We start from the raw sequence: 26,146 nt of genomic DNA, 5'->3' as shown, positions 1-26,146 counted from the left end.
TATGTTTGATATTAACACAGATTATGGCTATTTTCTGCACCTTGCAAAATGTGCTCTTAACGGCACTCAACCAAAGGAAAAACCGCCTGAGGTTGTGTTTGAAAATGTTTTTTTGATTGCCCGCAGACACTCTGTGCAAAATATTTTGTGGTACAGTATTGAAAAACTTAATAACAAGCCGCCAACCGAACTTTTATCACAATGGTATTCGGATTACGGAGTGCTTCTTCGTCAAACAGCCTATCAGGAGATGGAAATTGAGCGTCTTACGCATATTTTCACATCCCGAGGTTTTGATGTTTGCCCGCTTAAAGGCAGTCAAATTCGTTCGTATTATCCCGAACCGGATATGAGGGCAATGGGCGATATAGATTTTTTGGTGAAAACCGACGGCTCAAAGATTCAGCGTGATGTTGTCAAACAGGTTATGCTTGCCAACGGCTATGTTGCCGATGTTCTCGATGACGGTCAGGTTGACGGTTATAAAAGAGAAGACAACAAGGACATTTATGTTGAAGTACATTTTGAATTTATGCACCCCAAGCATGTGCATTATGAGGATTTCATAGTTGATTGGAACGCACTTTTGCCGACCGATACAAAAGGTTTGTATAAAATGAGCCTCTTTGATTTGTATTATTTTAATATCGGCCATTTTGTAAAAAATATGTTTTCAAAGGGCATTGGCGTTAAAAATATAGCCGATATATATGTTTTGTGGCATAAACTGTCAAAGGAAGAACAGTTCAAGATGAACTCACGCTTGCTTGCGGCAGGTCTTAATGAATTCAACACCGCACTTGTAAAAATCGCCGATATATGGTTTGGCAACAGGGCAGACGACGGTACAACGCAAAATGCTCAAAAATACATTCTTGATAATAACGAGTACGGTTTTCATCGCAACAATAATGTGCTTAATATGATGAAAAATGAAGCAACTTACGGTCAAACCGACAGAAAAAAATATTTTAAAGACAGGGTGTTCCCGTCAGACAAAGAACTTTACTCAAGATTTAATATTAAACACAAATTGCCGTTTTTGCTTCCGTTTTTGTGGTTTGCAAGAATAGTTCTTCTCGTTTTTGCACCGAAGAAAAAGATTGAAAAAATCAAGAGTGAAGTTGAAGTTATCAACGATATTTCACAGGAAGAAATTGATCAGGGCAAAACAGTGTTTAAAGAAATCGGGCTGGATTATAAAAAATATTAATAAAAAATTGTTATAGTTATTGCATTTTATTTTGATTGTGCTAAAATAGATTTTGAATTTTTATTTTTTTACAAAAGATAGAAATTGTCGTTTTTTCAGTAATAAAAGAGGTAATTATATATGATGAGAAAAACAAAAATTATTTGTACCATAGGTCCTGCGACCGATGATATGGATGTGCTTCGCCAAATGATGAAAAGTGGTATGAATGTTGCCCGTTTCAACTTCAGCCACGGCGAATATGAAACTCATGAGGACAGATTCAAAGAAGTTGTTGCACTTCGTGAAGAACTCGGTCTTCCTATAGCAACATTGCTTGATACAAAAGGTCCGGAAATCAGACTCGGCAATTTTGAAAATCCCGAAGGCGTGGAGATTAAAACAGGTGACAGCTTTATTCTTACAACAGAGGAGTGCCTCGGTACTGCCGAAAAAAGCTATATAAATTATGACGGACTTCCAAACGATGTTCATCCGGGTACAACCATTCTTATCAATGACGGCCTTATGTCTATGACTGTAAACAAGGTTGTCGGCAAGGATATTTATTGTACTGTTGTTGACGGCGGACTTCTTACAAATCATAAGGGCGTCAATGTTCCCGATGTAAATCTTAATATGCCTTATCTTTCGCAAAAGGATATGAATGATTTGAATTTCGGCAAAAAAATGGATTTTGATTTTATAGCCGCATCGTTTTGCAGAAGTGCAACGGATATTACCATTATGCGTAATTATCTTGAGGCTATCGGATGGAAAACTCCAAAAATAATTGCAAAAATCGAAAATCGTCAGGGCCTCGATAACATTGATGAGATTATCGATTCCGCCGACGGTATTATGGTTGCTCGCGGCGATCTCGGTGTTGAGGTTCCGTTTGAGCAAATTCCGTCTATTCAAAAGAAAATTATCGAAAAAGTATATAAAGCAGGTAAAATTGTTGTTACCGCAACTCAAATGCTTGAATCTATGATAGAAAATCCAAGACCTACAAGAGCAGAAATCACCGATGTTGCCAACGCTATTTATGACGGCACTTCTGCAATTATGCTTTCGGGTGAGTCGGCAGTCGGCAAGCATCCCGTTGAAGCGGTAAAAATTATGGATAAAATCGCTTTAACTACAGAAGCGGATATTGATTATAAACTGCGTTTTAATCAGCGTCCGTCAAACGAGGATGTTACAACTGCAATTTCTCACGCAACGGTTACTACGGCACATGACCTCAATGCGGTTGCTATCGTAACGGTTACAAAAAGCGGAACAACGGCAAGGATGATTTCACGCTTCAGACCGTTTACTCAAATTGTCGGTGCAACAACCGATGAGAGGGTATTCCGTCAGCTTGTGCTTTCTTGGGGTGTAATGCCTGTTATGTGCGAACTTAAAAACAATACCGATGAACTTTTCAATCACGCCGTAGAGGTTTCAAAAAACGCCGGCGTTCTCAAGCAGGGTGACCTTGCGGTTATTACGGCAGGCATTCCGCTCGGTATTTCCGGAACAACCAATATGCTCAAGGTTCACGAGGTTTAATTTTTTCTTTGACATAATGGTATAAAATTGATATTATAAATTTGTAAATACTTATTTCTTAAAGGGGTAAATTATATATGGAAAAACTAAAGTATTTTGTAAACAACGAGTTCAAGGACTCAAAGGCAGAAACTTGGTACGATTTGCACAATCCGTCAACAGGTGAAATTACGGGACAGGCTCCTTGTTGCACCAATGACGAGGTGCTTGAAGCAATCGAAGCCGCAAAGGCTGCTTTCCCTGCATGGAAAAACACTCCTGCACGCAAAAGAGCCGCTGTTCTTTATAAGGTTCGTGAACTTCTTAATGAACATCTTGATGAACTTACAATGCTTGTTTGCGAAGAAAACGGCAAAACTTGGGCAGAGGCAGCAGGTGATGTCGGCAAAGCTATTGAGGGTACAGAACTTGCAACTCAGGCTCCGTCGCTTATGATGGGCGAAAGTCTTATGGACGCATCAACAGGTTTTGACACGGTTAAGTACCGTGAAGCTATCGGCGTTTTCGCAGGTATAGTTCCTGTTAACTTCCCGGCTATGATTCCGTTCGGCTGGATGGTTCCTGTTTGTGTTGCTTGCGGTAACACAATCGTTCTCAAAGCCGCTTCTCTCACTCCGAGAACCGCTATGCGTATTGCAGAACTTTATGTTGAAGCAGGTATTCCGAAGGGCGTTGTAAATATTGTTACTTGTTCACGAAACGAGGTTAACACTATTCTTGACCATCCGGATATAAAGGGCGTTACATTTGTAGGCTCAACTCCTGTCGGACTTAAGGTATACGAAAGAGCTGCCGCATCGGGCAAGAGATGTCAGGCTCTCTGTCAGGCAAAGAACCACGCTCTTGTTCTTGAGGATTGTGCTCTTGAAAGAACGGTTGCCGGTGTTATCAATTCCGCTTTCGGTTGCGGCGGTCAAAGATGTATGGCTCTTTCATGCTGTGTTGTTCAGGACAGCATTGCCGATAAATTCGTTGCAGAACTTAAAAAACAAATCGCATCGGTTAATTGCGGACTTGCGTGGGATAAGGGTACTCGCCTCGGTCCTATTACTTATGAAAAGCACTATAAGGAAGTTCTTGCAGATATTGAAAAGGGCGTTAACGAGGGTGCAACGCTTGTTGTTGACGGCAGAAATCCGGAACTTCCGGCTGAATGTAAAAACGGCTACTTTGTAGGTCCTACGGTATTTGATAATGTAACCGAGGATATGACAATCGGTCGTGACGAGGTATTCGGTCCTGTTCTTTGCATTAAGAGAGTAAAGACTTTTGAAGAAGGTCTTGAACTTATGAACAACAATCCGTATGCAAACGGCTCCGTTATTTATACTCAAAGCGGTTACTACGCTCGCCAGTTTGCAAGATTTACAGATGGCGGTCAGGTTGGTATCAATGTAGGTATTCCTGTACCGGTCGGCTTCATTCCGTTCAGCGGTCACAAGCAATCATTCTTCGGCGATCTTCATTGCCTCGGCAAGGATGCTTATCGCTTCTTTACAGAAAGCAAGTCTGTAACTCAACATTGGTTTGATGAGGAAGAAATGAAAGCAAAAGAAGTTGACACCTGGGACGGTCTCCTTTAATTTAAAATTTATTTATTCAAAGAGGTTGCGGCAACGCAGCCTCTTTTTTGCGTTACCTAAATTTTGTTTTGGGTAACATACAGGTAACATATTGTAATTTTCTTCTTTCTGTGCAAAAATATTAATTGTATTATCAAAGGAGATGTAAATATGAAAAAAATTATTAGTTTATTGATGTCGTTTGTAATGCTTGTCGGCGTAATGTCGGGATTTAATTTGACTGCGTATGCGGCAACTGCAACTTCCGGTCAATGCGGTCCGAATATAACTTGGAATTATGACAAGTCAAGTAAAACACTTTCGCTTTCAGGCTCCGGTGAAACGGAATTTGCTTCCGAACTTCAGTGGGATTCTTTTAAGCAAGATGTCAAAACCTTAAATATAGGCTACGGCATAACATCACTCAGTAATTATCTTTTTACCGATTTCACTTCGCTTACCGATGTTTCTGTTCCAAGCAGTGTTACATATATGGATTACGGCGTTTTTTCCGGCTGTACTTCTTTAAAGAGTATTTCTCTTCCGAGTATAAGATATATTCAAAAATATGAATTTATTGGTTGTACTTCGTTAACAAGTATCTCTGTTCCGAGCGGAGTTGAAATGATTTGCGACAGTGCTTTTGAAAATTGCCCAAAACTTGAGAGCGTCAGTATTCCCGCAAGTGTTACATTTATAGGCTTTCGTTCGTTTGCCGAAGATAATTCACTCAAAGATGTTTATTATTCCGGCTCAAAATCACAATGGAATAAGATTAAAATCGACAAAGGTAATGGCCCGTTGTTAAATGCTAACATTCATTTTGCAATCGATGAGCCTAATACAACCTTACCGTCAAATAACAGCTCGGCAACTACCGTTAAAAATAATACAACAAAGAAAACGGTAAAAAAGACAAAATATCCTACAATTAAAAGTATCAAGGGAAAGAAAAAGAGCATAGTTGTTTCATGGACAACCGTCAGCGGTGCATCGGGTTATCATATTCAGTTTTCAACAAATAAAAAATTTACAAAGAAATATTACAACGGAATGATTAACAGCCCGACTGCATACCAAAGTACGCTTAAAAAATTAAAATCAAAGAAAAAATACTATGTCCGTATTCGTTCGTTTAAAAAAGTTAAGGGCAAGTATGTTTATTCAAAATGGTCAAAGGTTAAAAGTGTAAAGACAAAGTAAAAACACCCTATGGTGAATTCGTTTTTACCATAGGGACTTTCTTTTAAATTGTACTCTGTCGGAGTATTGACACGGTGTTTTGAATTTGATAGTCTTTTATTAATGATAATAAAAGGAGAACTGACAATGATTTGGACAAAAATTGTAAAAACAATCACTATACTTTTTTCGGCTGTTGCGATTTTAGCTTCCTTTATAGGAGCGATAATTGCAAGCTCCGAAATAGAAGGCTTTGGCGGTTTTTTGGCGTTTATCGGCATACTTTTTGCGGGCGTTCTTGTAATTGCTGTTTTTATGCCTCTTGTTATGATGTTTGTTGAAGTTGCCGAAAGCATTTTTTCTATTGAAGATAAAATGAGAAAACTTGATTATAAATCTGATATGGAAGATATATCAAATCCGTCAAATAAGCAGCATTCCGCAGATAAAAATATCAAAAAGTATTGCGTAAAATGCGGAAAGCCTTTTTCGGGTGACGGTGATTATTGTGCTTCCTGTTCAAATGCTTTGGATAATAAGGTAGTTGAACAATTTAGCGAAAACTTAAAAGACAGAATACCAAATGAGAATGAACATCTTTGTCCTAATTGCGGCAATATTCAAAGTAAAAGTATCAATCGGTGCCTAAAATGTGGACAATTGATTTCTAAAAAAATATAATTTGGTAATAAACAACCCCTATGATGAATTTCGGTTCACCATAGGGACTTTCTTTTAAATTGTACTCTGTCGGAGTATTAACACGGCGTCTTTGTGAGTCGGTGACTTTATTTTATCATACACAATGCAAAAGTTGTTTGTTGCAAGCTTTTTATTGACATAATTTGTGCACGATGATATACTTTTTTTGTTAATTTTTATTTTAGGAGAAACGATATGAAAAAAATTGTTAGCTTAATTATGTCGATTGTTATGCTTTTAAGCGTTTTGTCAAGCGTTAATTTGTCTGCACTTGCGTCTGATGAAAGCTCATCAAAGCAGATTAAGTCGGCAACTTTTGTTTCGTCAACTGTTTGCGAAATTTATGAAGGCGCATACGGGGGTTATGATAAAACAACCGGAAAAGGTTATTATTGGGCACCCCATGATTTTAGTGATGGCGATGCGATAAATATTGAGTTCAGCGACGGTACAACTGATACATATACATATGAATATGTTGGTTTCTGTAATTCCGATTATTCTTATCTGAATTTAAGCTATTATAGTTTCTATTTTGACGGATTGGGTGAAACAACTGCTTATATTTTACTTCAAGATTACAATTATGATCTTGCAATTCCTGTCAAGATTGTAGAAAATCCGGTAAAATCATTCAGTGTTATTCCGTCATCAAAATATGAAATTATGGAAAAAACACATGGATATGATAATGGCGGCGAATGGAGATATAACTCGCCATACTTCAAAGAAGGCGATAAAATTTCTGTTAATTATTCAAACGGTACATCAAAAGTCTATGGCATTTCGGGTTCAGACAGTTCTACCTTTTATATATATGATGATGAAGTCGGTAAAGATGTATATGTTTTAGAAGAAAATAATTTTAGCTTTAACGGAACAGGTGAAACTTCTTTTACCGTAAGTCTTTATGAAAAAAATGAACCAAACGGTAATAATAAATTGCTTGCTACGACATCCGTGCCGGTGACTATTATAGAAAATACTGTGGCTTCTGTATTCTTTTCACCGATAAAACCGTATAAAATTATAGAAAAAACAAATGGGTATTATGAAGGAGAAAGTAATAATTTCGTTTATTATGGTCCTGATTTTAATGTAGGTGACAAATTAATCGTTAAATATATAGATAATACAACAAAAACCTATGTTTATAAAGATAACAATGGCAGATCGGGATTTTATAATAACGGTGAGCGTTTGTGTGCTTATTTTGAAGATAACGAAAAAGTTACCGGCTTGGGTAAAACAACCTTTAAAATGACTGTTGATGAATATAATGTATCTAAGGATGTTGAAGTTGAAATTGTAGAAAATCCGATTGCTTCAATATCTTTGTTACCGATAATTCCATATGAAATTATAGAAAAAACAAATGGATATGACGACGATGAAAGCAATAGCTTCGTTTATTTCGGTCCTGATTTTAATGAAGGTGATAAATTAATCGTTAATTATAAAGATAATACAACAAAAACTTATGTTTTCGAATATAACGATGACGAATGGGATTTCTATAATAACGGTGAGCGTTTGCGTGTTGGTTTTGAAGATAACGAAAAAGTTACCGGTTTGGGTAAAACAACCTTTAAAATGATTCTTGAGGAATATAATGTATCAACTGATGTTGAAGTTGAAATTGTAGAAAATCCGGTAAAATCATTCAGTGTTATTCCGTCATCAAAATATGAAATTATGGAAAAAACACACGGATTTGATGATGGCGGCGAATGGAGATATAACTCGCCATACTTCAAAGAAGGCGATAAAATTTCTGTTAATTATTCAAACGGCACATCAAAAGTCTATAAAATCTCAGGTTCTGACATTTTTGAATTTTATACATGGGAGGATGACGGTAACGAATATTATTTAGATAGTAGTAGTTTTAGTTTTGATGGAACAGGTGAAACCTCTTTTACTGTAAATTTTTCTAAATATGATTCATTCGGAAAACTCCATTTGCTTGCTACGGCATCCGTGCCGGTAACTATTATAGAAAATCCTGTGGCTTCTGTATCTTTGTCACCGATAAAACCGTATAAAATTATGGAAAAAACAAATGGATATTATGAAGATGAAAGTGATAATTTCGTTTATCACAGTCCTGATTTTAATGTAGGTGACAAATTAACCGTTAATTATAAAGATAATACCACAAAGACATATGTTTATGAAGAAAACGATGACAGAACGGGATTTTTTAATAACAATGAGCGTTTGCGTGCTTATTTTCGAAGTAATGAAAAAGTTACCGGTTTGGGTAAAACAACTTTCAAATTGAATGTTGATGAACTTAATATATCTACAGATGTTGAAGTTGAAATTGTAGAAAATCCGATTGCTTCGTTTGAACTTAAACCTGTAAAGCCGTATGAGTTGTATGATGAACAACATATAGAAAAAAATGATAATTATTACTGGTGGTTTTATAACCCTAAATTTAACAACGGCGATGTTATAACCGTAAATTATAAAGACGGAACAACCGTTGATTATACCTATTCTTCTTCGCGATATGAATTTATTGATGCAAATTCAAATATATTGCACGTCAATGAACAAAGCCATTTGGGCTTTGAAGTTAAGAAGAATAATCTTTCCGATGCGAAGTTTGAAATCACATTAAATGATTATAACAAATCTATTCAATATCCTGTTACTATTGTAGAAAGTCCGGTTGAATCTGTAACGCTTTCACCTGTAAAGCCTTATGAAATTGTTCAATGGACGCATGGATATGATGATAATGGAACCGATTGGGTTTATTATCCACCGTATAATGAAGGTGATATTGTTACCGTAACTTACAAAACAGGTGAAAAAATTGTTTACAAGTTTGACGGAGAAAATTTTGTAGATGAAAATAACGAAATTCTTGAAATTGAAGATGAAATTAATTATTTTTCCGGAGTAGGTGACGCAACCTTTTATTTAACACTCGCAAAATACGGCAATAAAACCGAATATACGGTAAAAATAGTAAGTGCTTCTCCTCATACACATATTTGGTCCGATTGGCACTACAACAACGATGCGGAATATAATTCCAAAACCGATTACACCGACGGAACGGCAACACGCACTTGTTCCGAATGTGGCAAAAGCGAAACAAAAACGATTGTCGGCACAGGCTTGCTTCGTGCAAACAGTGCTTCGGTAGTTCTTGACGCTTCGGTTACACTTAATATCGGTATTGATAAATCCCGAACATCACCGTTTGAATCAAGCTTTATTCGAGTTGAATTCGGCGGCGAAAGCTACGATTTGACCGAACCGTCAGCAAAGACAACTACCGACCGTACATATTATGATTTTGACAAGATTTCACCGGAAAAGTTTGCCGATGAGGTTACTATCACTCCGTATGGTGTTACTTCCGACGGAATCGAGTGCAAGGGTCACCCGGTAACATATTCAATCAAGAATTATTGCTATACTCAACTTAACAAAACCCCAAGCCAAAACCTCAAATCGCTTCTTGTAGAACTCCTTTACTACGGCGAAGAGTACCAAAAATACAGAGGATACAATACCGATAATCTTGTTACTTCGGACCTTACGGACGAACAAAAGAAGCTCCACACAACCGATACTTTGGATTACAGCAATGTTGCAAATTCAAAATATCAGCTTAACCCTAACGGAATTGCTAAAAATGAAGTGAATTTCAAATCGGCTTCTATGCTTCTCGAGGGCAAAGTTATTCCGAGAATTAAGGTTGAAATTTCAAGTTCGACAAGTATAAACGATTATACATTCCGTTGGACTGTTAACGGTCAAAATACCGAATTTACTTATGCCGAACATCCGGATTGGTTCACTCAAACAAACGGCTCGGCAAGTGATAAGAGAGCGTACTATGTTGATTGCACGGTTCTCAAGGCAGATCAGTTCTCAACACCGTTTTATCTGACTGTGTTTAAAAACGGTACGCAGGTGTCAAATATGCTTCAATACAGTGTTGAATCCTATGCAACGGGCTCAACGGTAAAGAATAATGTTAAGCTCAAATCGCTTGTTGACCAAATGCTCCGCTATGGCAGAGCCGAAAAAATCCGATTGGGACAATCCGTTTGATTAGTCAAGACCTCCGGCTAAGCCGGAGGTCTTGACTTGTTGCAAACAATTTTAATATTATTACAGTTGATTTCGGAATTTTTTCGGAGTTTTGCCGAATTCTTTTTTGAAGCATGATATAAAATAACTTTCGGAACAAAAGCCTAAATAATATGCAATGTCGGATATTGTATAATTGCCTTTGAGCATTTCTTTTGATGCTTGAAGTCGTTGACTTCTTATGTATCTTGAAAGATTTACTCCCAAATTCTTTTTGAACAGAAAAGAAAGATAATCGTCGGATAATCCACATTCGTTTGCAAGTGTTGAAATGTCTAATTTTTCGTGCAGATTAGTGTTGATGTAGTGCAGGCATTTTCTTATCGGCTGTGGATACACGCTGTTTTCTCTGCTTTCTGCAACCATATCCGTAAGTTTTATGCTGCTTTGAATTAAAAAACTTACAATTTCATCTGTTCTTGTAAATTTGTCAATAGTCATAATGCAGTTATCGGAATAATTGTAAGCAGTCGTTTCGTCCAACCCGCCTTCAATAGCCGCTCTTGTCATCAAAGTGAACACCGCAACTGCCCAATATTGCATTTGCTTTATGTCGTCAGCAGACATTTTGCCAATGTTTATGCCGTTTTTTTCTATATCGTTTATTAAATTTTTGACATCTGTGCGACTGCCTTTTTTCACAGCGGATAAGAATTCGATTTCTGCCTTATACGGACTATGTGTTATTCCGTTTTCACGCTCCTCAAAAATATGGCTTTCGTCCAATATGTTGATTTTATATTTGCTCATTTTAATCACCGATTATACATTATCATATAATTTTAAAACATTCAAGGAATTATTATATAAATATCGGAATATTTATATTAAAGTGCTGTGACGGACGATAACATAGAGTCATACACGAGGAGGTGTTCGTATGATTAGCAGGACAAAACCTGATGTTTCGGCAGAGCAAATTCAAGTAATGTTTGATAATGCTTGTTTGGGCAAAGTAAAAAGCTATAGTAAGTTGGGTGACGGTGAGTATAATGCTGTTTTTGATGTTGTTACCGATATGGGAAATTATGTGTTGAAAGTTTCTCCGCTTGATAAAACAGGAATACTCACATATGAACAGGATATGATGAGAGGCGAAGTGTTTTGGTACGCACAAGTCAGAACACATACCGATGTTAAAGTTCCGTATGTTTATTACAAAGATTTTTCGCATACTGTTTTTCCGTCGGATTATTTTATAATGGAAAGAATGGACGGCGAACAGTTAAATAATGCCAAGTTATCAACAGAAGAACGGCGTTGGTGTTGCGAAGAAATTGCAAGAATAACGGCAAAATTCCATAAGGTGTCAAATGATAAATTCGGCTATTTGCAAAATGAATTATATGATAATTGGTATCTTGCATTGAAAAGTATGATAGAAAATTTAATTCAAGATATCGAAAGAACAGGCAGGTATACAAAGCGAGGTAAGAAGTTGTTGTTTTACGCAGAAAAATATAAGGATATATTAAAAAATGTTCCTGCGTCTATGGTAAATTTCGATTTATGGTATGGTAATATTTTGTGCGTGAAAAACAAAGACAGTTTAAAGTTAATAATTATTGACCCCGAAAGAAGTTTTTGGGGCGATTGTATGTTTGACTTTGCAAATTTAGAATTTGCTAAAATGTTAGACAAAAAAGAAACGACTTTATCTGCCTATAATAAAATTGCAAAAACTATGGTGAACTGTTCAAAAGAAGAAATGATTCGCTTTGCATTTGGTATTGGATATTTGGCTTTGGTGCAGGAAGCAGAAAAGTATTACAGATACACACCGCATCACTTTGGTTGGTGGAGAAATGTTTTTTCTTGCTTGTTTTTGTATAAAAATTCTCTCAAAATTTTGAGCCGAGGACTAAAATGAAACAATCGTTAACTTCAAAAATTGTAACAAGTGTTTTGTGCTTTGTTTGTCATTCAAAATATGAAAAAAGTGCAACACGCTCTTCCACTCTTGCAAATAAATCGAACAACAAAAAATCACATTTTCATCCGATTGGATTCAGAACAGAAAGAGTAAAATGCGGAGAATGTTATCTTGAAAAAATAATACCAAACAGAAATGCTTCAAAAAGAGTAATTTTTCATATTCACGGCGGTAGTTTTAAGGTAAAACTTACGGATTTTTATCGCAGAGAATCTGTTTATTACAGCAGATTATTTAATAATGCAACCGTCTATAATGTTGATTACAGAGTGTATCCCGATGTTAGATTTCCGATACCGCTTGATGATGTTTATAATTGTTATTTGAGCGTTCTTAAAAATGAAAATGCAAATGATATTGTTGTAATAGGTGATAGTTGTGGTGCAAATATGGCAGTGTCTCTTTGTATGAAATTACGGGATAATGCAAAGCCTTTGCCAAATTCCGTTATTCTGTTTTCTTTTTGGGGCGATTTGTCAAATTCGGGTTCGTCATATAAAGAAAATTGCTATCGTGACCCGTTTTACGGTATTCCAAAAAGAATTTCGTATGAAGAAGCTAAAGATAAAATTCATAGGATAACGCTTTATGCACAGGGCGAAGATTTATACAATCCTTATTTGTCACCTTGCTTTGGAAGTTTTGCCGATTTTCCAAAAACGATATTGGTTTCCGGTTCTGCCGATTTAGGACAAAGCGACAGCTTTACGGCATATGAAAAACTCAAATCCGAGGGCGTTGAAACTTATCTTTTTGATTATGAAAATATGTTCCATGATTTTCAAATGTTAAGATTTTTGCCCGAATCAAGAAATGTGTTTAAACGAATTAAAGAGATAATTTAATTAATATTCTGTCAATTATGAATTGGTGATTCTAAGTTTTTCTTGACACGAATATTCTAATGTGTTATAGTGATAACAATTTAACTGTCAAATATTTACTTTAATTTACGAAAGGAGGCGGACAGAATGAAGATGAGATATTATTCAAGACCCCATTATTATGCTAAATCAAAATATGTCCTTTGCATCGGTCCGTCCGCTTGCAAAGGCTTTTCGGAGCCGTAAATTAATTTTGTATCAATGATGTTATAAAATTATGCCGTCGGTTTTCCGACGGTATTTTTTGTTTGGAGAGGAGAAACAATGAGATTTATTAAGATTGACAAGGAACAGCAAAATGTTCCTGTGGTTAAAAATGTTATCTATGCCATAAAACTGTGCTGGCAGGCAGATAAAAAACTGCTTATCGGTTATCTTATGCAAGAGGGAATGTTTTGCGTGTTTTCGTTCTTTATCAGGAATGTTTTGTTCCTTAAAATCTTGCTTGAGATTATCACCGGCAATCGTGATTTTGCCACATATGTGCGTGCTCTTTTGGCTTTTGCCGCCGTGTCGGTTTTGTGCAAGGTTGTCAGCTTTTGGGGTATGAAATTGGAAAAACGGGCAACAAAAAACATCCTGAAAGTGCTCAATAACAAAGTGTTTGATAAAGCACAATCGCTTGATGTCGCTTGCTATGAGGACCCTGCTTTTTATGACAAATATCAGCGTGCAACCCTTGTTTTGACATCGGGATATTTTGATATTATTTGCTATGATTTGGCAAGCATTATTGCCGAAATTACATCAGTAATTTGCGTGTTTGCAACGATTTCCGCAATTAATCCCGTATATCTTTTGTTCCTTGTGCCTGTGTTTTTGGTGTTTGTTGTCGAAACTGCAAAGAGCAAATATGTTTACAAGCGTGATATGGAAATGACAACGAATAACCGCATAAAAGCCTATGTTCAACGCACTGTATTTTTGCGTGAATATTCAAAGGATATTCGTACATCAAACATATTTGCCGTGCTGATGAAAAGGTTTGAAGCGGCGATTGATTCAAATATCGTAATTCTTAAAAAATACGGTGTCGGTTTGTTCCTTTACAGTATGGTAAGTTCGCTTTTTGAGGAGTTTATTCCTATTATCGGCAGTTATCTTTATGCCGGATATGAGTTTGTTGTCAAGGGTAATTTGACTGTTTCGGGCTTCAGCGTTGTGCTGTCATCAATAAATTCCGTGCGTGATGTAACGCTTGATATTACAGATTGTTTTGACGAAATGAACCAAATGGCTCTGTATTTTCAAAATCTGCGTGACTTCTTTGAATATGAACCTGCCGTTACTTCGGGTACCGAAAAACCGAAACCGTTTGAAAGCCTTGAATTCAAAAATGTCAGCTTCAAATATCCGAGTGCAGACAAATATTCGCTTCAAAACATCAACTTTAAGCTTACAAAAGGCGAAACGCTTGCCGTTGTGGGCATCAATGGTGCGGGCAAATCAACGCTTTTAAAATTGATGCTCCGATTTTATGACGCAACCGAGGGCGAGATTTTGTATAACGGCGTAAATATCAGGGAATACGAGCTTGAACCTTACAGAAATGTTTTTGCAACGGTGTTTCAGGATTACAAGAATTTTGCCGTTTCCGTGTTTGAAAATGTTATGTGCCGTCCTTGTACGGATGAGGACAAGGCTTTTGCCGAAAATGCCCTTAAAAACAGCGGTGCGTGGAAGAAAATCAACACATTCGCAAACGGCGGAGATACGGTTCTTACCCGAGAGTTTGACGAAAACGGTGCAGGTCTTTCCGGCGGTGAAAATCAAAAAGTTTCAACGGCAAGGTTGTTTGCCCGTGATTTTGATGTTGCCGTTCTTGACGAGCCGAGCTCCGCACTCGACCCAATCGCCGAAAGCGAGATGTACGACAATTTGACCCGTGTAACAAAAGATAAAACCGTTGTGTACATTTCTCACAGGCTTTCAAGTGCCGCTATGGCAGACAGAATTATTGTGCTTGATAACGGTAATATTATTGAAAGCGGAACACATACCGACCTTATGGCAAACGGCGGAATGTACAGCGAGATGTTTACGCTTCAGGCTTCAAATTACAACAAGGAGGCGATTGAAAATGAATAAGAAAAAAGAAAAAACAGAACATTCGCTTATTTCAAATATGCTGTTTTTCATCAAACTTATGTTCAAGGCTTCGCCGCTCCTCGTTATCGGTGAATTTGTGTGGGGAATTCTTGCAAATGTGCCCAACAGTCTTATCGGCGTTGTCGGTATGAAGTACATTATTGATGTTATGACTTCGGGTGAAAGGCTCAATCGTATTTTTTGGGCAATCGGAGTTATTGCACTTGTTATTATCTTGAGCCGTTTGCTTTCGTGGCTTTTCCGTGAATTTATGTGGAATGTCGAAAAGGAAAAGTGCTACTATGCTCTTAATAAAGCTTTGTACGAAAAAGCAAAATCGCTTGACCTTGAATCGTACGATAATCCCGAATTTTACAACAGTTTTATTTTAACCATTGAGTCATCGAGCGATAATATTCAAAGCCTCTTGGGACTTGTCCGCAATTATTTCGGTAATGCAGTGTCGCTCATTGCAATATCGGGCGTACTTCTCACCATTGACCCTTTGTGCTTGGTGATAGTACTTCTTCCTATTGCAATATTTATGCCGTTGTCAAAGGTTATCGGCAATCTTCAAACTCAACGACAGATTGAAAATACAAAATATCACCGCAGAAGTGACTATTTTCAGCGTATTTTCTACTTGCAGGATTATGCCAAAGAAGTCAGAATGAACAACATTCATCCGCTTCTTATAGACCGCTACAACGATGCCGCCGATGATGTTATCAAAAATCAGGATAAGTATTGGACAAAGATTTCACGCCTTTACTGTGTGCAGGAAATCGGCGTGCAGATTATAGGCTCTATGCTTGCACTTCCGCTGTATCTCGGCTATCTTGTTATGGTCAAAAAAAGCGTTTCGGCAGGCGATTTTGTGGCAACATTCAACGGTGCATATTCAATCGCCATGAGCGTAAATTTCCTTACCGTTTGGGCGATTGCAAGGTTTGAAGAGCGTGCAAAGATTATTGAAAAATTCAGAGGTTTTCTCAAAGCCGACCATAAAATCAAAGACGGCGATGATGTTGCGCTTTGCGGCGAGCCTAAAACGATTGAACTCAAAAATGTGTCGTTCACATATCCGGGCAACGACAAGCCAACGCTTAAAAATATTAACCTGACCGTTCATCCAAAAGAGAAAATTGCCCTTGTCGGATACAACGGTGCGGGAAAAACAACCTTGACAAACCTACTGCTTCGATTGTATGATGTAACAGAGGGTCAAATTTTGATTGACGGCGAGGATATTCGCTCTGTGAATGTTCAGTCGCATAGGGATAGATTTTCGGCTGTCTTTCAGGATTTTCAGATTTTTTCTGCTTCTCTCGGCGAAAATGTGGCACTTGATGTTGATTATGACAAGGGCAGGGTTTTGTCCTCGTTGTCGCACAGCGGATTTGATAAAAAAATGAAGAATTCAACTGAAACAGAACTTCTCCGTGAGTTTGACGACAACGGTGCAATGCTGTCGGGCGGCGAGAGCCAAAAGGTCGCCGTTGCAAGAACATTTTATAAAAATTGTCCTTATGCAATACTTGACGAGCCGTCGGCAAATCTTGACCCGGTTGCCGAGCACAATCTCAATCAGGCTATGATTGAAGCATCGGATGACAAAACCGTGATTTTCATTTCGCACAGGTTGTCCACCACCGTCAATGCAGATAAAATTTATGTTATGGAAAACGGCGAAATTATTGAGCAGGGAAGCCATGAAGAATTGATGAACCAAGGCGGAACATATGCGTATATGTTCAATCTTCAAGCCGAAAAGTATTACACGGAGGGATAAAATGCCAAAACGCAAAAAATCAAAACTGCCGCTGATATTGTTTATTATACTGATTGTAATTATAGCAGGCGTTGCTGCCATATATTTTTACACGCAGATAAACAATGATATTTTGGGCAAAAATCAATCGGACGACACATATACTCTTGTTATTGAAAAGAAGGATTTTGAGTACGAAGTCGGTCAAAAACTTGCCAACAACAAAATTGTTTGCTCCGATGTTGTGTGGACAAATTGGATGAGCAACCACTATCCCGATTTTGAATATATCAACGGTGAGTATAATATGACCGCTTCGATGAGTTATGAGGAAATTGCCGAAAAATTGCAAAATCCCGATATTTCTCACAAGGCGGTAAAGGTTTGCATTCCGGAGGGTACAAACGCAATGCAGATTGCCGATATTTTGGAAGAAAACGGAATTTGCAAGGCTGCGGATTTTCTTGAAGTTTGCAAGTCAACCGACGGATTTGATTACGATTTTCTTAAAACCGTTCCGGATTCGGATTTGATTGCATACAAATTGGAGGGCTTTTTGTTCCCGGCAACTTATGATTTTGCTATGAACAGCGAACCGAGGGACATTGCCGAACAAATGCTTGATGCGTTTGATTATCGCATAACCGATGATATGGAAAAGTTCTGCCAAGATAACGATATGACTATGTATGAACTTATAACTCTTGCGTCTGTTGTGCAGGAGGAAGCACTCGGTCAAAGTTCCGCAAAGAACATTGCTTCGGTCTTTATGAACAGACTAAAAAAAGGCTCAAAGCTTCAGTCGGATGTAACATATTTTTATGTTCGTGATTTGCGTGATGACTACGGATTTTCACAAAAAGTATACGATGCGTATTATACCTATCGTTGTCCGGGACTCCCGGCAGGACCTATTTCAAACAGCGGCTCCGATATAATCGATGCCGTAGTAAATTATCCTAAAACAGACTATTTGTATTTCTTTTCCGATTTGCAACAGGAATTCCATTTTGCAAAGGATTATGATGAGTTTGTTGCTCTTCAAAAGAAATATCCGTGGAAGTAATAAAACAACACATTTTAGGCTATCTGCACAAAGCGGATAGCCTTTTTTTGTTAAATATTATCCCTATAATAATGAAAAATTCTGTGGTAAAATAATTATGTATAATTTTGCAACAAGGTTTGGTGATATACATGAAAAAGTTGGGAAAGAGGTATTTGTCGCTGATACTCGGTGTTGTGCTTTGCTTCACAACATTTATGTCGGTTATAGTGGCAGACGCTTCGGCTGTTACTGTTCCGGGCGTTGACCTTACATATTCCTTTGATAAAGCAAGCGGCACCCTTACCGTTTTAGGTACAGGTGATATGTACGATTTTAGAGATACATCTATCGGTACAAACAAAACCGTGCCGTGGTCTAATTTTAAAGACAATATTAAAAAGGTTGTTATTAACGAGGGCGTTACAGGAATAGGCGATTACGCTTTTTATAATTGTTCAAATCTTACTTCAGTATCGCTTCCGTCAACTCTAAAAGAAATCAGAGGCTACGGTGTTACAGGCGGATATCTCGGTAATAACGGAACTTCTTACGGTGCGTTTCGTGATTGCGTTTCACTCACCGATATTAATTTCCCTGAGGGCTTGCAAAAAATAGGCACAGCCGCATTCCGCGGATGTATTGCACTCAAAAAAGTGACATTTCCCGACAGCCTTAAAACATTCGGTGCGGGTGCATTTGTCGGTTGTACGGGTATCAGTGAGGTAACATTCGGCAGCGGTACAACCGAGCTTTCCACAGAGTGCTTTTACAATTGCTCAAATCTTGCAACCATTAATTGGGGTCCGAGTATAAAAACCATTAATAAGTGGGCATTTTACTGTACAAGACTTACGGAAGTCAGTTTACCTGATCAAATTGTATCAATTGATGAGCGTGCGTTTGCCGATTGCTTCCATCTTTACGACGCATATATTTACAACAGAAAATGTTCTATAACAAACCTTGCGTTTAACAATACCAAGCTTACATCAACACAGGATTTCAATGTTCACGGCTTTACAGGCTCAACTGCCGAAACATTTGCAAAAAACAGAGGTTATACTTTTGTTGCACTTGATGCCTGCAAGCACGAGCATACACATATCAATGTTATCAAAGCCGCAACCTGCACAGAGGACGGCTTGCAGGAAACATATTGTGACGATTGTAACACGGTTATTGTTCCCGATACAGTTATACCGGCAACCGGTCACGATTATGAGGTTACTTCAACTTCGGATGATACCAAGGTTGACGGACATCTTCGTCAGTACGAAAAGTGTAAAACCTGCGGATATGAAAATGTTGTTCTTACTCATGTTGAAGCCGAGGGCAGCGGAACCGTCAATAAAAAATATGTTTGGGTAAAGGGCTATTACGATTATGATTGCAACGCCACCTGTACGCAGTCGGGTTGGGAAAAGTATACCTGTACCGTTGAGGGTTGCGGTGTAACACAGAGAAATGTTGTTCAAAAAGCCGGTCATACCGTAGACAAATGGACTGTTACAAAACAGCCTACCTGCGTTGAAGAGGGTACAAAAACAGGTCATTGCTCCGTTTGCAACCAGGATGTAACCGAAACTATTGAAAAAACAGGTCATACTATTGATACCGAACATCCTATAAAAACAGAAGACAAAACCGAATCGGACGGTCATATATACAAAACTTATGCCTGCTCTGTTTGCGGTCAACAAACTACACAAATAACTCATGCCGCTTGGGTAGAGGGTCAGTATACTCCTACAATTGTTGCAAAAGTTACATGCACAACAGACGGTGTGGAGCGTGACAAGTGCGATATTTGTGACGAAACAAGAACTGTCACAATTCCGTCAAAGGGTGAGCATACTTGGGAAACTACCGAAACAATCGAGCCGACTTGCACAACAAAAGGTCAAACAAATTACACTTGTACCGTTTGCGGTGCCACAAAGCGTGATAATGTTGTGGACGCACTCGGTCACGATTATGTTGAACAAAAGGATTTGGCTGTTGCCGCAACCTGTACCGAAACCGGTTCAAAAACATACAAGTGCTCTCGTTGCTCCGCTACAAAAACAGATGTGATTGACGCAAAAGGACATTTTGCAAAACAAGGTACAAGGGTTGTTACAAAAGAAGCCGATTGTGAAAATGACGGTGCAGGACATGCTGTCTGTCATCGTTGCGGCGAAGAATATGATTATGTAATCAAAGCACTCGGACATGATTATCAAAACGATGAGGTTGAACTTCCGGATCAACCGGGTCATGTGCTTTCAACTCCTATTTGTACCCGTTGCGGACAAAAGCAAAATGCCGAGATTGTGCACAAAGAGTGGATTGAAGGCTATTACACTCACACAGTTATCACGGAAGGAACATGTTTAACCGGCGAAATTTATGTTGATACCTGTACATTGTGTAAAAAATCTTCGGGCAATGTTCAGGGCTCTCCTCTCGGTCATGAGTACAAAGCCTTGCGTGTTTATGAGGGAACCGCTCCAACTACAGTCGGAAATAAATTGACAGTAGAGCCTTACAGCATAGTTTATACATGTAAGCACTGCGGTGACATCGATGCCCAAACCGGTAAGCAGCTTTTCTATTGGTGGGATAATTATTACTACAATAGAGATTCTATGGATAGGACAAGGCAAAATTATTCCTCGTATATGGATGCAAATGCCGACGGAATTATAAATGCAAAGGATTATGCTTTGCTTTATAACCTTAACAAAAAATATCTAAAATATAAGGAAGAACAGAAAAACAAAACCGAAGAATCAGCAGGTAATAATCAATGATTTTTCAGCCGTGAGAAACATGAGTTTTTCACGGCTTTTTTCAATGTAACACATTTGTAATTATTAATTTTTGTTTATTTTCTTTACTTTAAGAGTAATTTATATTATTATATATAAGAAATTATGCGTAACGGAGGATTTTTTATATGGGCATAGCATATAAAAGAATTTTGTTAAAACTCAGCGGCGAGGTACTTGCAGGCGCCGCAGGCAAGGGTATTGATAATGATACCGTAATCAGCATTTGCAAGGCTGTTAAAAAAGTTGCAGATGAGGGCGTTGAGGTTGCTATCGTTGTTGGCGGCGGTAACTTCTGGAGAGGCAGAACAAGCGAACATATGGATCGTGCAAGAGCAGACCATATCGGTATGCTTGCAACAGCAATGAACTCTTTGGCTCTTTGCGATGCTTTGGAACAGCTCGGTGCAGATGTAAGAGTGCAAACCGCTATTGAGATGCGTCAAATCGCAGAGCCTTATATTCGCAACAAGGCAATTCGTCATTTTGAAAAGGGCAGAATCGTTATTTTCGGTTGCGGCACAGGTTCGCCGTTTTTCTCAACCGATACTGCCGCTGCTCTTCGCAGTGTTGAAATCAATGCAGATGCACTTCTCAAAGCAACAAATGTTGACGGCGTTTATGATAAGGACCCTAACAAGTTTGACGATGCCGTTAAGTTTGACAATGTTACATTCCAGGAAGTTATCACCCGTGACCTTAAGGTTATGGATTCAACGGCATTTTCACTTTGTAAGGATAACGATATGCCGATTATTGTTTTTAATCTTAATGACCCGGACAATATTATGCGTGTTGTATCCGGTGAAAAAATCGGCACAACAGTCAGCAACAATCAATAATTAACACATAAGAGAGGTTTTTACTATGGATACAATTTTTGCAAAAACAACCGAGAGAATGGAAAAATGTCTTGACTCTCTCGACAGAGATTTTTCAACAATCAGAGCCGGCAGAGCAAACCCAAATGTTCTCAACAATGTTATGGTTGACTACTATGGCACACCTACAAAAATCGACCAAATGGCGGCTGTTTCGGTTCCTGAGCCGAGAATGCTTGTAATTCAGCCTTGGGACGCTTCAATGCTTAAAGAAATCGAAAAGGCAATCAATGTTGCCGAAATCGGTATCAACCCTCAAAACGACGGCAAGGTTATCCGCCTTACATTCCCTCAGCTTACAGAAGAGCACAGAAAAACTCTTGTAAAGGATGTATCAAAGCGTGGCGAGGAAGCAAAGGTAGCCGTTCGTAATGTTCGCCGTGATTCTATGGATGATGTTAAGAAGCTCAAGAAAGCAAATGAAATCACCGAGGATGAACAAAAAGACGGTGAAAAGAAGCTTCAGGACATTACTGATAAGTACATCAAAAAAGTAGAAGAAATGACAAAGAAGAAAGAGGACGAAATTCTTTCTATCTGATTTTATTTTTGATTATGTTTGGGCGACGCTTATGCTTCGCCCTATAACACTTTTTTAAGGAGAGAAAAAATGGCTCTTTTTTCAAAAAAAGAAAGTAATGCTGTTGTTGAAAGACCGCAGTTTGAAATTCTTCCCGAGCATATCGGCATAATTATGGATGGCAACGGAAGATGGGCAAAAAAACGCGGACTTCCACGCACGGCAGGTCATAAACAAGGTGCCGAAACATTCCGTACAATTTCAAAGGAATGCGGCAGACTCGGTATCAAACATGCCACATTCTATGCTTTTTCAACCGAAAATTGGAAAAGACCTAAAGAAGAAGTAGACGCTATTATGCGACTTTTCAAGCAATATCTTCTTGAAGCAAAGGAGGATATTACAGCCGCAGAAAATAACAAGCTTCGCTTTATCGGGCTTAAAGACGGCATTCCGGATGATATTCTCACTCTTATGGAAGAAGCCGAGGAAGATACCAAAAACAATACCGGCTGTGACATTGCTCTTGCCGTTAATTACGGCGGCAGAGAAGAAATTGTAAATGCCGTTAACAAACTTATTGCCGACGGTAAAACGGAAATTACCGAGGATGATATAAGCCAAAACATTTATACCGTGCCGGATTGTGATTTGATTATTCGTCCGTCGGGCGAGCAAAGACTTTCAAACTTCTTGCTCTGGCAGGCGGCTTACAGTGAGTTTTGGTACAGTGATGTTATGTGGCCTGATTTTTCGGTACAGGATCTTTACAAGGCTCTTTCCGATTTTGAAAACAGAAACCGCAGATTCGGAGGTTAACTTTATGAAGCAAAGAGTTATTACCGCAGTTGTGCTTTTGGCACTTCTTGCAGTTGTTGTTTGGCAGATATACACACCGCTTTTTATTATTGTAATTGCATTTTTGTCTGCTGTTGCGGCAAATGAAATTATGAAGTGCGCCAAGGTTTCAAACAAGTTTATTGTGATTTTGGGCACGGCAGTCGGTGCAGTTATTCCGTTTACTTCAAGTGAAAATATTATGCAACCGTGGATTTCGGCTGAAAAGTGGAGCCACTTTATTTCAATCGTTCCGCCGCTTGCATTTGCCGTTATTGTTATCATCGCATTTTTCCTTGCAATGATTTTTGATTACGAGCACACAAAATTTGAGGATGTAGCGGTCAGCATTGTCGCTTCAATCGCTGTGCCTTACGGCTTTTCAATGTTCGGTATGCTCCGTGATATGTACGATTACAAAGCTCAACTCGGCGTTTATCTTATTTTCTACGGACTTATTACCGCTCTCGGTACGGATACGGGTGCTCAACTCGGCGGTATGGCACTCGGCAAACATAAAATGGCTCCTCATATTTCACCTAAAAAGACTAAAGAGGGTGCCGTGTGCGGAATTTGTGCATCGTTTGTTCTTAATGTTGCGGCAATGCTTTTGTACAACAAATTTGCATATGTTCCGCTCGGCAAACATATGGTTACGGCACTCCTTATTGCAGAGCCGTTTATATCGTTTTTGAGTATGATGGGCGATCTTTCGGCTTCTGTTCTCAAACGCAATTTTGATGTTAAGGATTTCGGCAAAATTTTCCCGGGGCACGGCGGAGTTATGGACAGATTTGACTCATCGCTTTTCTCAATTCCGCTTACATATTGCGTGGTAGAAATCTTTAATAATGCTATGAAATAAATAGGTGTTTATTATGACAAAAAATATTTCTCTTTTGGGTTCAACCGGTTCAATCGGTACTCAGTCCCTTGATGTTGCAAGACTTCAGGGTTATAACATAAAATGCTTAACGGCAAACTCCCGTGTTGATGTTATCGAAAATCAAATAAGGGAGTTTAAACCGGAACTTGTTTGTATGATGAATGAGGAAGCCGCAAAGGAACTCAAAATAAAAATTGCAGACACCGATACAAAGGTTGTCAGCGGTATGGACGGTCTTATCGAATGTGCAACCTATGACGGAGCGGATACCGTTCTCAATTCGGTTGTCGGTATGGTTGGGCTTCAACCGACTTTGGAGGCTATAAAAGCCAAAAAGACTATTGCACTTGCCAACAAAGAAACGCTTGTTGCGGGCGGTCATTTGGTAACAAATCTTGCAAAAGAAAACGGTGTTTCCATTCTTCCCGTTGACAGTGAGCATTCGGCTATTTTTCAGGCTATGCAAGGCTCACCTAAAAAGGAAGCAATTAAAAAAATTATTCTTACCGCTTCGGGCGGACCGTTTTTCGGCAAAACTCTCAAAGAACTTGAAAATGTTACTCCTGCCGATGCACTCAAACATCCTAATTGGGATATGGGTGCAAAAATCACCATCGACAGTGCTACAATGATGAACAAAGGTCTTGAATTTATTGAGGCTAAGTGGCTTTTTGATATGCCGAATGAAGATATTGAAATTGTCGTTCACAGAGAATCGGTGGTTCATTCCGCCATTGTGTATCAAGACAATTCAATGATTGCTCAGCTCGGTGTGCCCGATATGCGTATCCCTATTCAGTACGCGCTCACTTATCCCGAGAGAGTGCCGAGTCCTGTCGGAGAACTTTCTCTTGCGGATTACGGTAAATTGACCTTCTTTGAGCCTGATTACGAAACCTTTAAGTGCATCAATGTTTGCAAGGATGCGATTGAAAAAGGCGGACTTTATCCTGCCGCCGCAAACGGTGCCAACGAAGAAAGTGTAAAGCTTTTCTTAAACGGTAAAATTAAATTTACCGATATTGCATATCTTAATAACGAGGCTATGTTCAGGGCAGACAGCAAATCCGATTTTACTTTGGAGGATGTGCTTGAAGCCGACCGCAAGGCAAGAGATTATGTATTGGAGTGCGTGAAGTAATGTCACACATTTGGCAAACCGTTTATCCCATATTGATTGCAATTCTTTTCTTTGAATTGATTATTATAGTTCACGAGGGCGGTCACTTTTTTGCCGCCAAACTGATGAAAATCAAGGTTAACGAGTTTTCAATCGGTATGGGTCCTAAGATATTTCAATTTACTAAAAATGATACAAAGTTTACACTTCGTCTGATCCTTTTCGGCGGTTATTGTGCTATGGAGGGTGAAGACGGCGAAAGCGATGACAAAAATTCATTTGCCAACAAAAAAGTTATTCAGCGTATATTCGTTGTTGTCAACGGAGCAATTATGAACTTGGTGCTGGGCGTTCTTATTATACTCGGTATGGTGTGCTCGCAGGAGCTTGTGGGTATTCCCGTTATTGCCGATTTTGACAAGGACGCTGTGTCAAACGCTTACTTGCAGGAGGGTGACAGAATTCTTGCAATAGACGGTATGCGTGTTTATACAACCACGGATATAAGCACCGGTTTTTCAAGAAGTGAGGACGGCAATGCTGAATTTTTGATTAAGCGTGACGGCAAAACAAAAACCGTTAATGTCAAATTCAACACTCAAAAGATTGACGGCAAAAATTATATTGATATGGATTTTTACCTCTACGGTGTAAAAAAGACCGTGCCCAATGTTTTAAAGGAAACGGGCAGAGAGTTTATGTCTTTTTGCAGGATGATATTCCTGTCGCTCCACGATTTGATTGTCGGCAGATACGGTCTGTCGGATATGAGCGGACCTGTCGGAGCGGTAAGCGTAGTGTCCGGTGCAGTAAAGATGAGCCTGACTTCTACATTTAGAATTATGGCATTGCTTACTATCAATATCGGACTTTTCAACCTGTTCCCGTTCCCGGCACTTGACGGTTGGAGATTGTTTATTCTCCTTTATGAGGGAATATTCAGGAAAAAGCTTCCGCAAAAATTTGAATGGATGATAAATGCAATCGGTCTTGCGGCTTTGCTCGGACTGATGTGCTTGGTTACATTTTCGGATATAACAAAATTGTTTTAGAT

General features: G+C 38.7%; 19 protein-coding genes. 18 read left to right on the top strand and 1 reads right to left on the bottom strand.

The features are described from left to right. Position 1 precedes the first annotated feature (1 nt). The 6 genes from Q0E08_RS05770 (at position 2) to Q0E08_RS05745 (ending at position 10,275) form a co-directional block, all read left to right on the top strand. The gene (locus Q0E08_RS05770) at positions 2-1,213 is read left to right on the top strand and encodes a nucleotidyltransferase family protein (protein ID WP_294777893.1); all 1,212 of its coding nucleotides are present in this window, start codon (positions 2-4) and stop codon (positions 1,211-1,213) included. A 120-nt stretch (positions 1,214-1,333) separates the two neighbouring features. Next, positions 1,334-2,749, top strand: a complete 1,416-nt coding sequence (pyk, locus tag Q0E08_RS05765) for a pyruvate kinase (protein ID WP_294777891.1) — start codon at positions 1,334-1,336, stop codon at positions 2,747-2,749. A 77-nt stretch (positions 2,750-2,826) separates the two neighbouring features. After that, the gene (locus tag Q0E08_RS05760) at positions 2,827-4,332 is read left to right on the top strand and encodes a CoA-acylating methylmalonate-semialdehyde dehydrogenase (RefSeq protein ID WP_294777889.1); all 1,506 of its coding nucleotides are present in this window, start codon (positions 2,827-2,829) and stop codon (positions 4,330-4,332) included. 150 nt (positions 4,333-4,482) lie between these two features. Continuing rightward, a complete protein-coding gene (locus Q0E08_RS05755; protein ID WP_294777887.1) occupies positions 4,483-5,514 on the top strand; it encodes a leucine-rich repeat domain-containing protein in 1,032 nt (343 codons plus the stop codon). Between the two features lie 126 nt (positions 5,515-5,640). Beyond that, positions 5,641-6,174: a hypothetical protein gene (locus tag Q0E08_RS05750; protein WP_294777885.1), complete on the top strand. Its 534-nt coding sequence runs from the start codon at positions 5,641-5,643 to the stop codon at positions 6,172-6,174. Positions 6,175-6,390: 216 nt separating this feature from the next. Beyond that, positions 6,391-10,275, top strand: coding sequence for a hypothetical protein (locus Q0E08_RS05745; RefSeq protein ID WP_294777883.1), 3,885 nt, complete (start codon positions 6,391-6,393; stop codon positions 10,273-10,275). Between the two features lie 60 nt (positions 10,276-10,335). On the opposite strand, the gene Q0E08_RS05740 is transcribed toward Q0E08_RS05745, so the two are convergent. Continuing rightward, positions 10,336-11,064, bottom strand: a complete 729-nt coding sequence (locus Q0E08_RS05740) for an AraC family transcriptional regulator (RefSeq protein ID WP_294777881.1) — start codon at positions 11,062-11,064, stop codon at positions 10,336-10,338. Between the two features lie 130 nt (positions 11,065-11,194). Between Q0E08_RS05740 and Q0E08_RS05735 the strand changes: the two genes are divergently transcribed. The 12 genes from Q0E08_RS05735 (at position 11,195) to Q0E08_RS05680 (ending at position 26,144) form a co-directional block, all read left to right on the top strand. Next, the gene (locus Q0E08_RS05735) at positions 11,195-12,184 is read left to right on the top strand and encodes a phosphotransferase family protein (RefSeq protein WP_294777879.1); all 990 of its coding nucleotides are present in this window, start codon (positions 11,195-11,197) and stop codon (positions 12,182-12,184) included. Then, positions 12,181-13,092 (top strand): alpha/beta hydrolase fold domain-containing protein, encoded by a 912-nt coding sequence (locus Q0E08_RS05730; protein WP_294777877.1) that lies wholly within the window; start codon positions 12,181-12,183, stop codon positions 13,090-13,092. Before Q0E08_RS05735 ends, Q0E08_RS05730 begins: the two co-directional genes overlap by 4 nt. A 303-nt stretch (positions 13,093-13,395) precedes the next feature. Beyond that, positions 13,396-15,219: an ABC transporter ATP-binding protein gene (locus Q0E08_RS05725; RefSeq protein ID WP_294777874.1), complete on the top strand. Its 1,824-nt coding sequence runs from the start codon at positions 13,396-13,398 to the stop codon at positions 15,217-15,219. Continuing rightward, complete coding sequence (locus Q0E08_RS05720) at positions 15,212-17,011, top strand: ABC transporter ATP-binding protein (RefSeq protein WP_294777872.1); 1,800 nt, start codon at positions 15,212-15,214, stop codon at positions 17,009-17,011. The genes Q0E08_RS05725 and Q0E08_RS05720 overlap by 8 nt, the downstream gene beginning before the upstream one ends. Before the next feature lies 1 nt (position 17,012). After that, entirely contained in the window at positions 17,013-18,056 is a 1,044-nt protein-coding gene (gene mltG / locus Q0E08_RS05715) for an endolytic transglycosylase MltG (RefSeq protein WP_294777870.1), read from the top strand. Between the two features lie 131 nt (positions 18,057-18,187). Next, a complete protein-coding gene (locus Q0E08_RS05710; RefSeq protein ID WP_294777868.1) occupies positions 18,188-20,830 on the top strand; it encodes a leucine-rich repeat protein in 2,643 nt (880 codons plus the stop codon). 146 nt (positions 20,831-20,976) lie between these two features. Beyond that, a complete protein-coding gene (gene pyrH, locus Q0E08_RS05705; RefSeq protein ID WP_290913030.1) occupies positions 20,977-21,690 on the top strand; it encodes a UMP kinase in 714 nt (237 codons plus the stop codon). 25 nt (positions 21,691-21,715) lie between these two features. After that, on the top strand, positions 21,716-22,270 hold the full coding sequence (gene frr / locus Q0E08_RS05700; RefSeq protein ID WP_294777865.1) for a ribosome recycling factor: 555 nt from the start codon (positions 21,716-21,718) through the stop codon (positions 22,268-22,270). A 69-nt stretch (positions 22,271-22,339) separates the two neighbouring features. Continuing rightward, the gene (gene uppS / locus Q0E08_RS05695) at positions 22,340-23,068 is read left to right on the top strand and encodes a polyprenyl diphosphate synthase (protein WP_294777863.1); all 729 of its coding nucleotides are present in this window, start codon (positions 22,340-22,342) and stop codon (positions 23,066-23,068) included. 4 nt (positions 23,069-23,072) lie between these two features. Then, a complete protein-coding gene (locus tag Q0E08_RS05690; protein ID WP_294777862.1) occupies positions 23,073-23,951 on the top strand; it encodes a phosphatidate cytidylyltransferase in 879 nt (292 codons plus the stop codon). Between the two features lie 13 nt (positions 23,952-23,964). Beyond that, the gene (locus Q0E08_RS05685; protein WP_294777860.1) at positions 23,965-25,113 is read left to right on the top strand and encodes a 1-deoxy-D-xylulose-5-phosphate reductoisomerase; all 1,149 of its coding nucleotides are present in this window, start codon (positions 23,965-23,967) and stop codon (positions 25,111-25,113) included. Next, the gene (locus Q0E08_RS05680; protein ID WP_294777857.1) at positions 25,113-26,144 is read left to right on the top strand and encodes an RIP metalloprotease; all 1,032 of its coding nucleotides are present in this window, start codon (positions 25,113-25,115) and stop codon (positions 26,142-26,144) included. The genes Q0E08_RS05685 and Q0E08_RS05680 overlap by 1 nt, the downstream gene beginning before the upstream one ends. Positions 26,145-26,146: the final 2 nt, after the last annotated feature.

Source organism: uncultured Eubacterium sp. (genome assembly GCF_934561735.1).
In the GTDB taxonomy this organism is placed as follows: domain Bacteria; phylum Bacillota; class Clostridia; order Oscillospirales; family Acutalibacteraceae; genus Eubacterium_R.
Note: the sequence above shows the minus strand (reverse complement) of the source record. Positions and strands in the feature narration are given on the sequence as shown.

Coding starts and splice junctions, on each gene's coding strand:
- uppS (WP_294777863.1), top strand. CDS start 22,340: ATGGCTCTTTTTTCAAAAAAAGAAAGTAATGCTGTTGTTGAAAGACCG.
- Q0E08_RS05730 (WP_294777877.1), top strand. CDS start 12,181: ATGAAACAATCGTTAACTTCAAAAATTGTAACAAGTGTTTTGTGCTTT.
- Q0E08_RS05745 (WP_294777883.1), top strand. CDS start 6,391: ATGAAAAAAATTGTTAGCTTAATTATGTCGATTGTTATGCTTTTAAGC.
- mltG (WP_294777870.1), top strand. CDS start 17,013: ATGCCAAAACGCAAAAAATCAAAACTGCCGCTGATATTGTTTATTATA.
- Q0E08_RS05755 (WP_294777887.1), top strand. CDS start 4,483: ATGAAAAAAATTATTAGTTTATTGATGTCGTTTGTAATGCTTGTCGGC.
- Q0E08_RS05735 (WP_294777879.1), top strand. CDS start 11,195: ATGATTAGCAGGACAAAACCTGATGTTTCGGCAGAGCAAATTCAAGTA.
- Q0E08_RS05750 (WP_294777885.1), top strand. CDS start 5,641: ATGATTTGGACAAAAATTGTAAAAACAATCACTATACTTTTTTCGGCT.
- Q0E08_RS05690 (WP_294777862.1), top strand. CDS start 23,073: ATGAAGCAAAGAGTTATTACCGCAGTTGTGCTTTTGGCACTTCTTGCA.
- Q0E08_RS05680 (WP_294777857.1), top strand. CDS start 25,113: ATGTCACACATTTGGCAAACCGTTTATCCCATATTGATTGCAATTCTT.
- Q0E08_RS05740 (WP_294777881.1), bottom strand. CDS start 11,064: ATGAGCAAATATAAAATCAACATATTGGACGAAAGCCATATTTTTGAG.
- pyk (WP_294777891.1), top strand. CDS start 1,334: ATGATGAGAAAAACAAAAATTATTTGTACCATAGGTCCTGCGACCGAT.
- Q0E08_RS05720 (WP_294777872.1), top strand. CDS start 15,212: ATGAATAAGAAAAAAGAAAAAACAGAACATTCGCTTATTTCAAATATG.
- Q0E08_RS05685 (WP_294777860.1), top strand. CDS start 23,965: ATGACAAAAAATATTTCTCTTTTGGGTTCAACCGGTTCAATCGGTACT.
- pyrH (WP_290913030.1), top strand. CDS start 20,977: ATGGGCATAGCATATAAAAGAATTTTGTTAAAACTCAGCGGCGAGGTA.
- Q0E08_RS05760 (WP_294777889.1), top strand. CDS start 2,827: ATGGAAAAACTAAAGTATTTTGTAAACAACGAGTTCAAGGACTCAAAG.
- Q0E08_RS05725 (WP_294777874.1), top strand. CDS start 13,396: ATGAGATTTATTAAGATTGACAAGGAACAGCAAAATGTTCCTGTGGTT.
- frr (WP_294777865.1), top strand. CDS start 21,716: ATGGATACAATTTTTGCAAAAACAACCGAGAGAATGGAAAAATGTCTT.
- Q0E08_RS05710 (WP_294777868.1), top strand. CDS start 18,188: ATGAAAAAGTTGGGAAAGAGGTATTTGTCGCTGATACTCGGTGTTGTG.
- Q0E08_RS05770 (WP_294777893.1), top strand. CDS start 2: ATGTTTGATATTAACACAGATTATGGCTATTTTCTGCACCTTGCAAAA.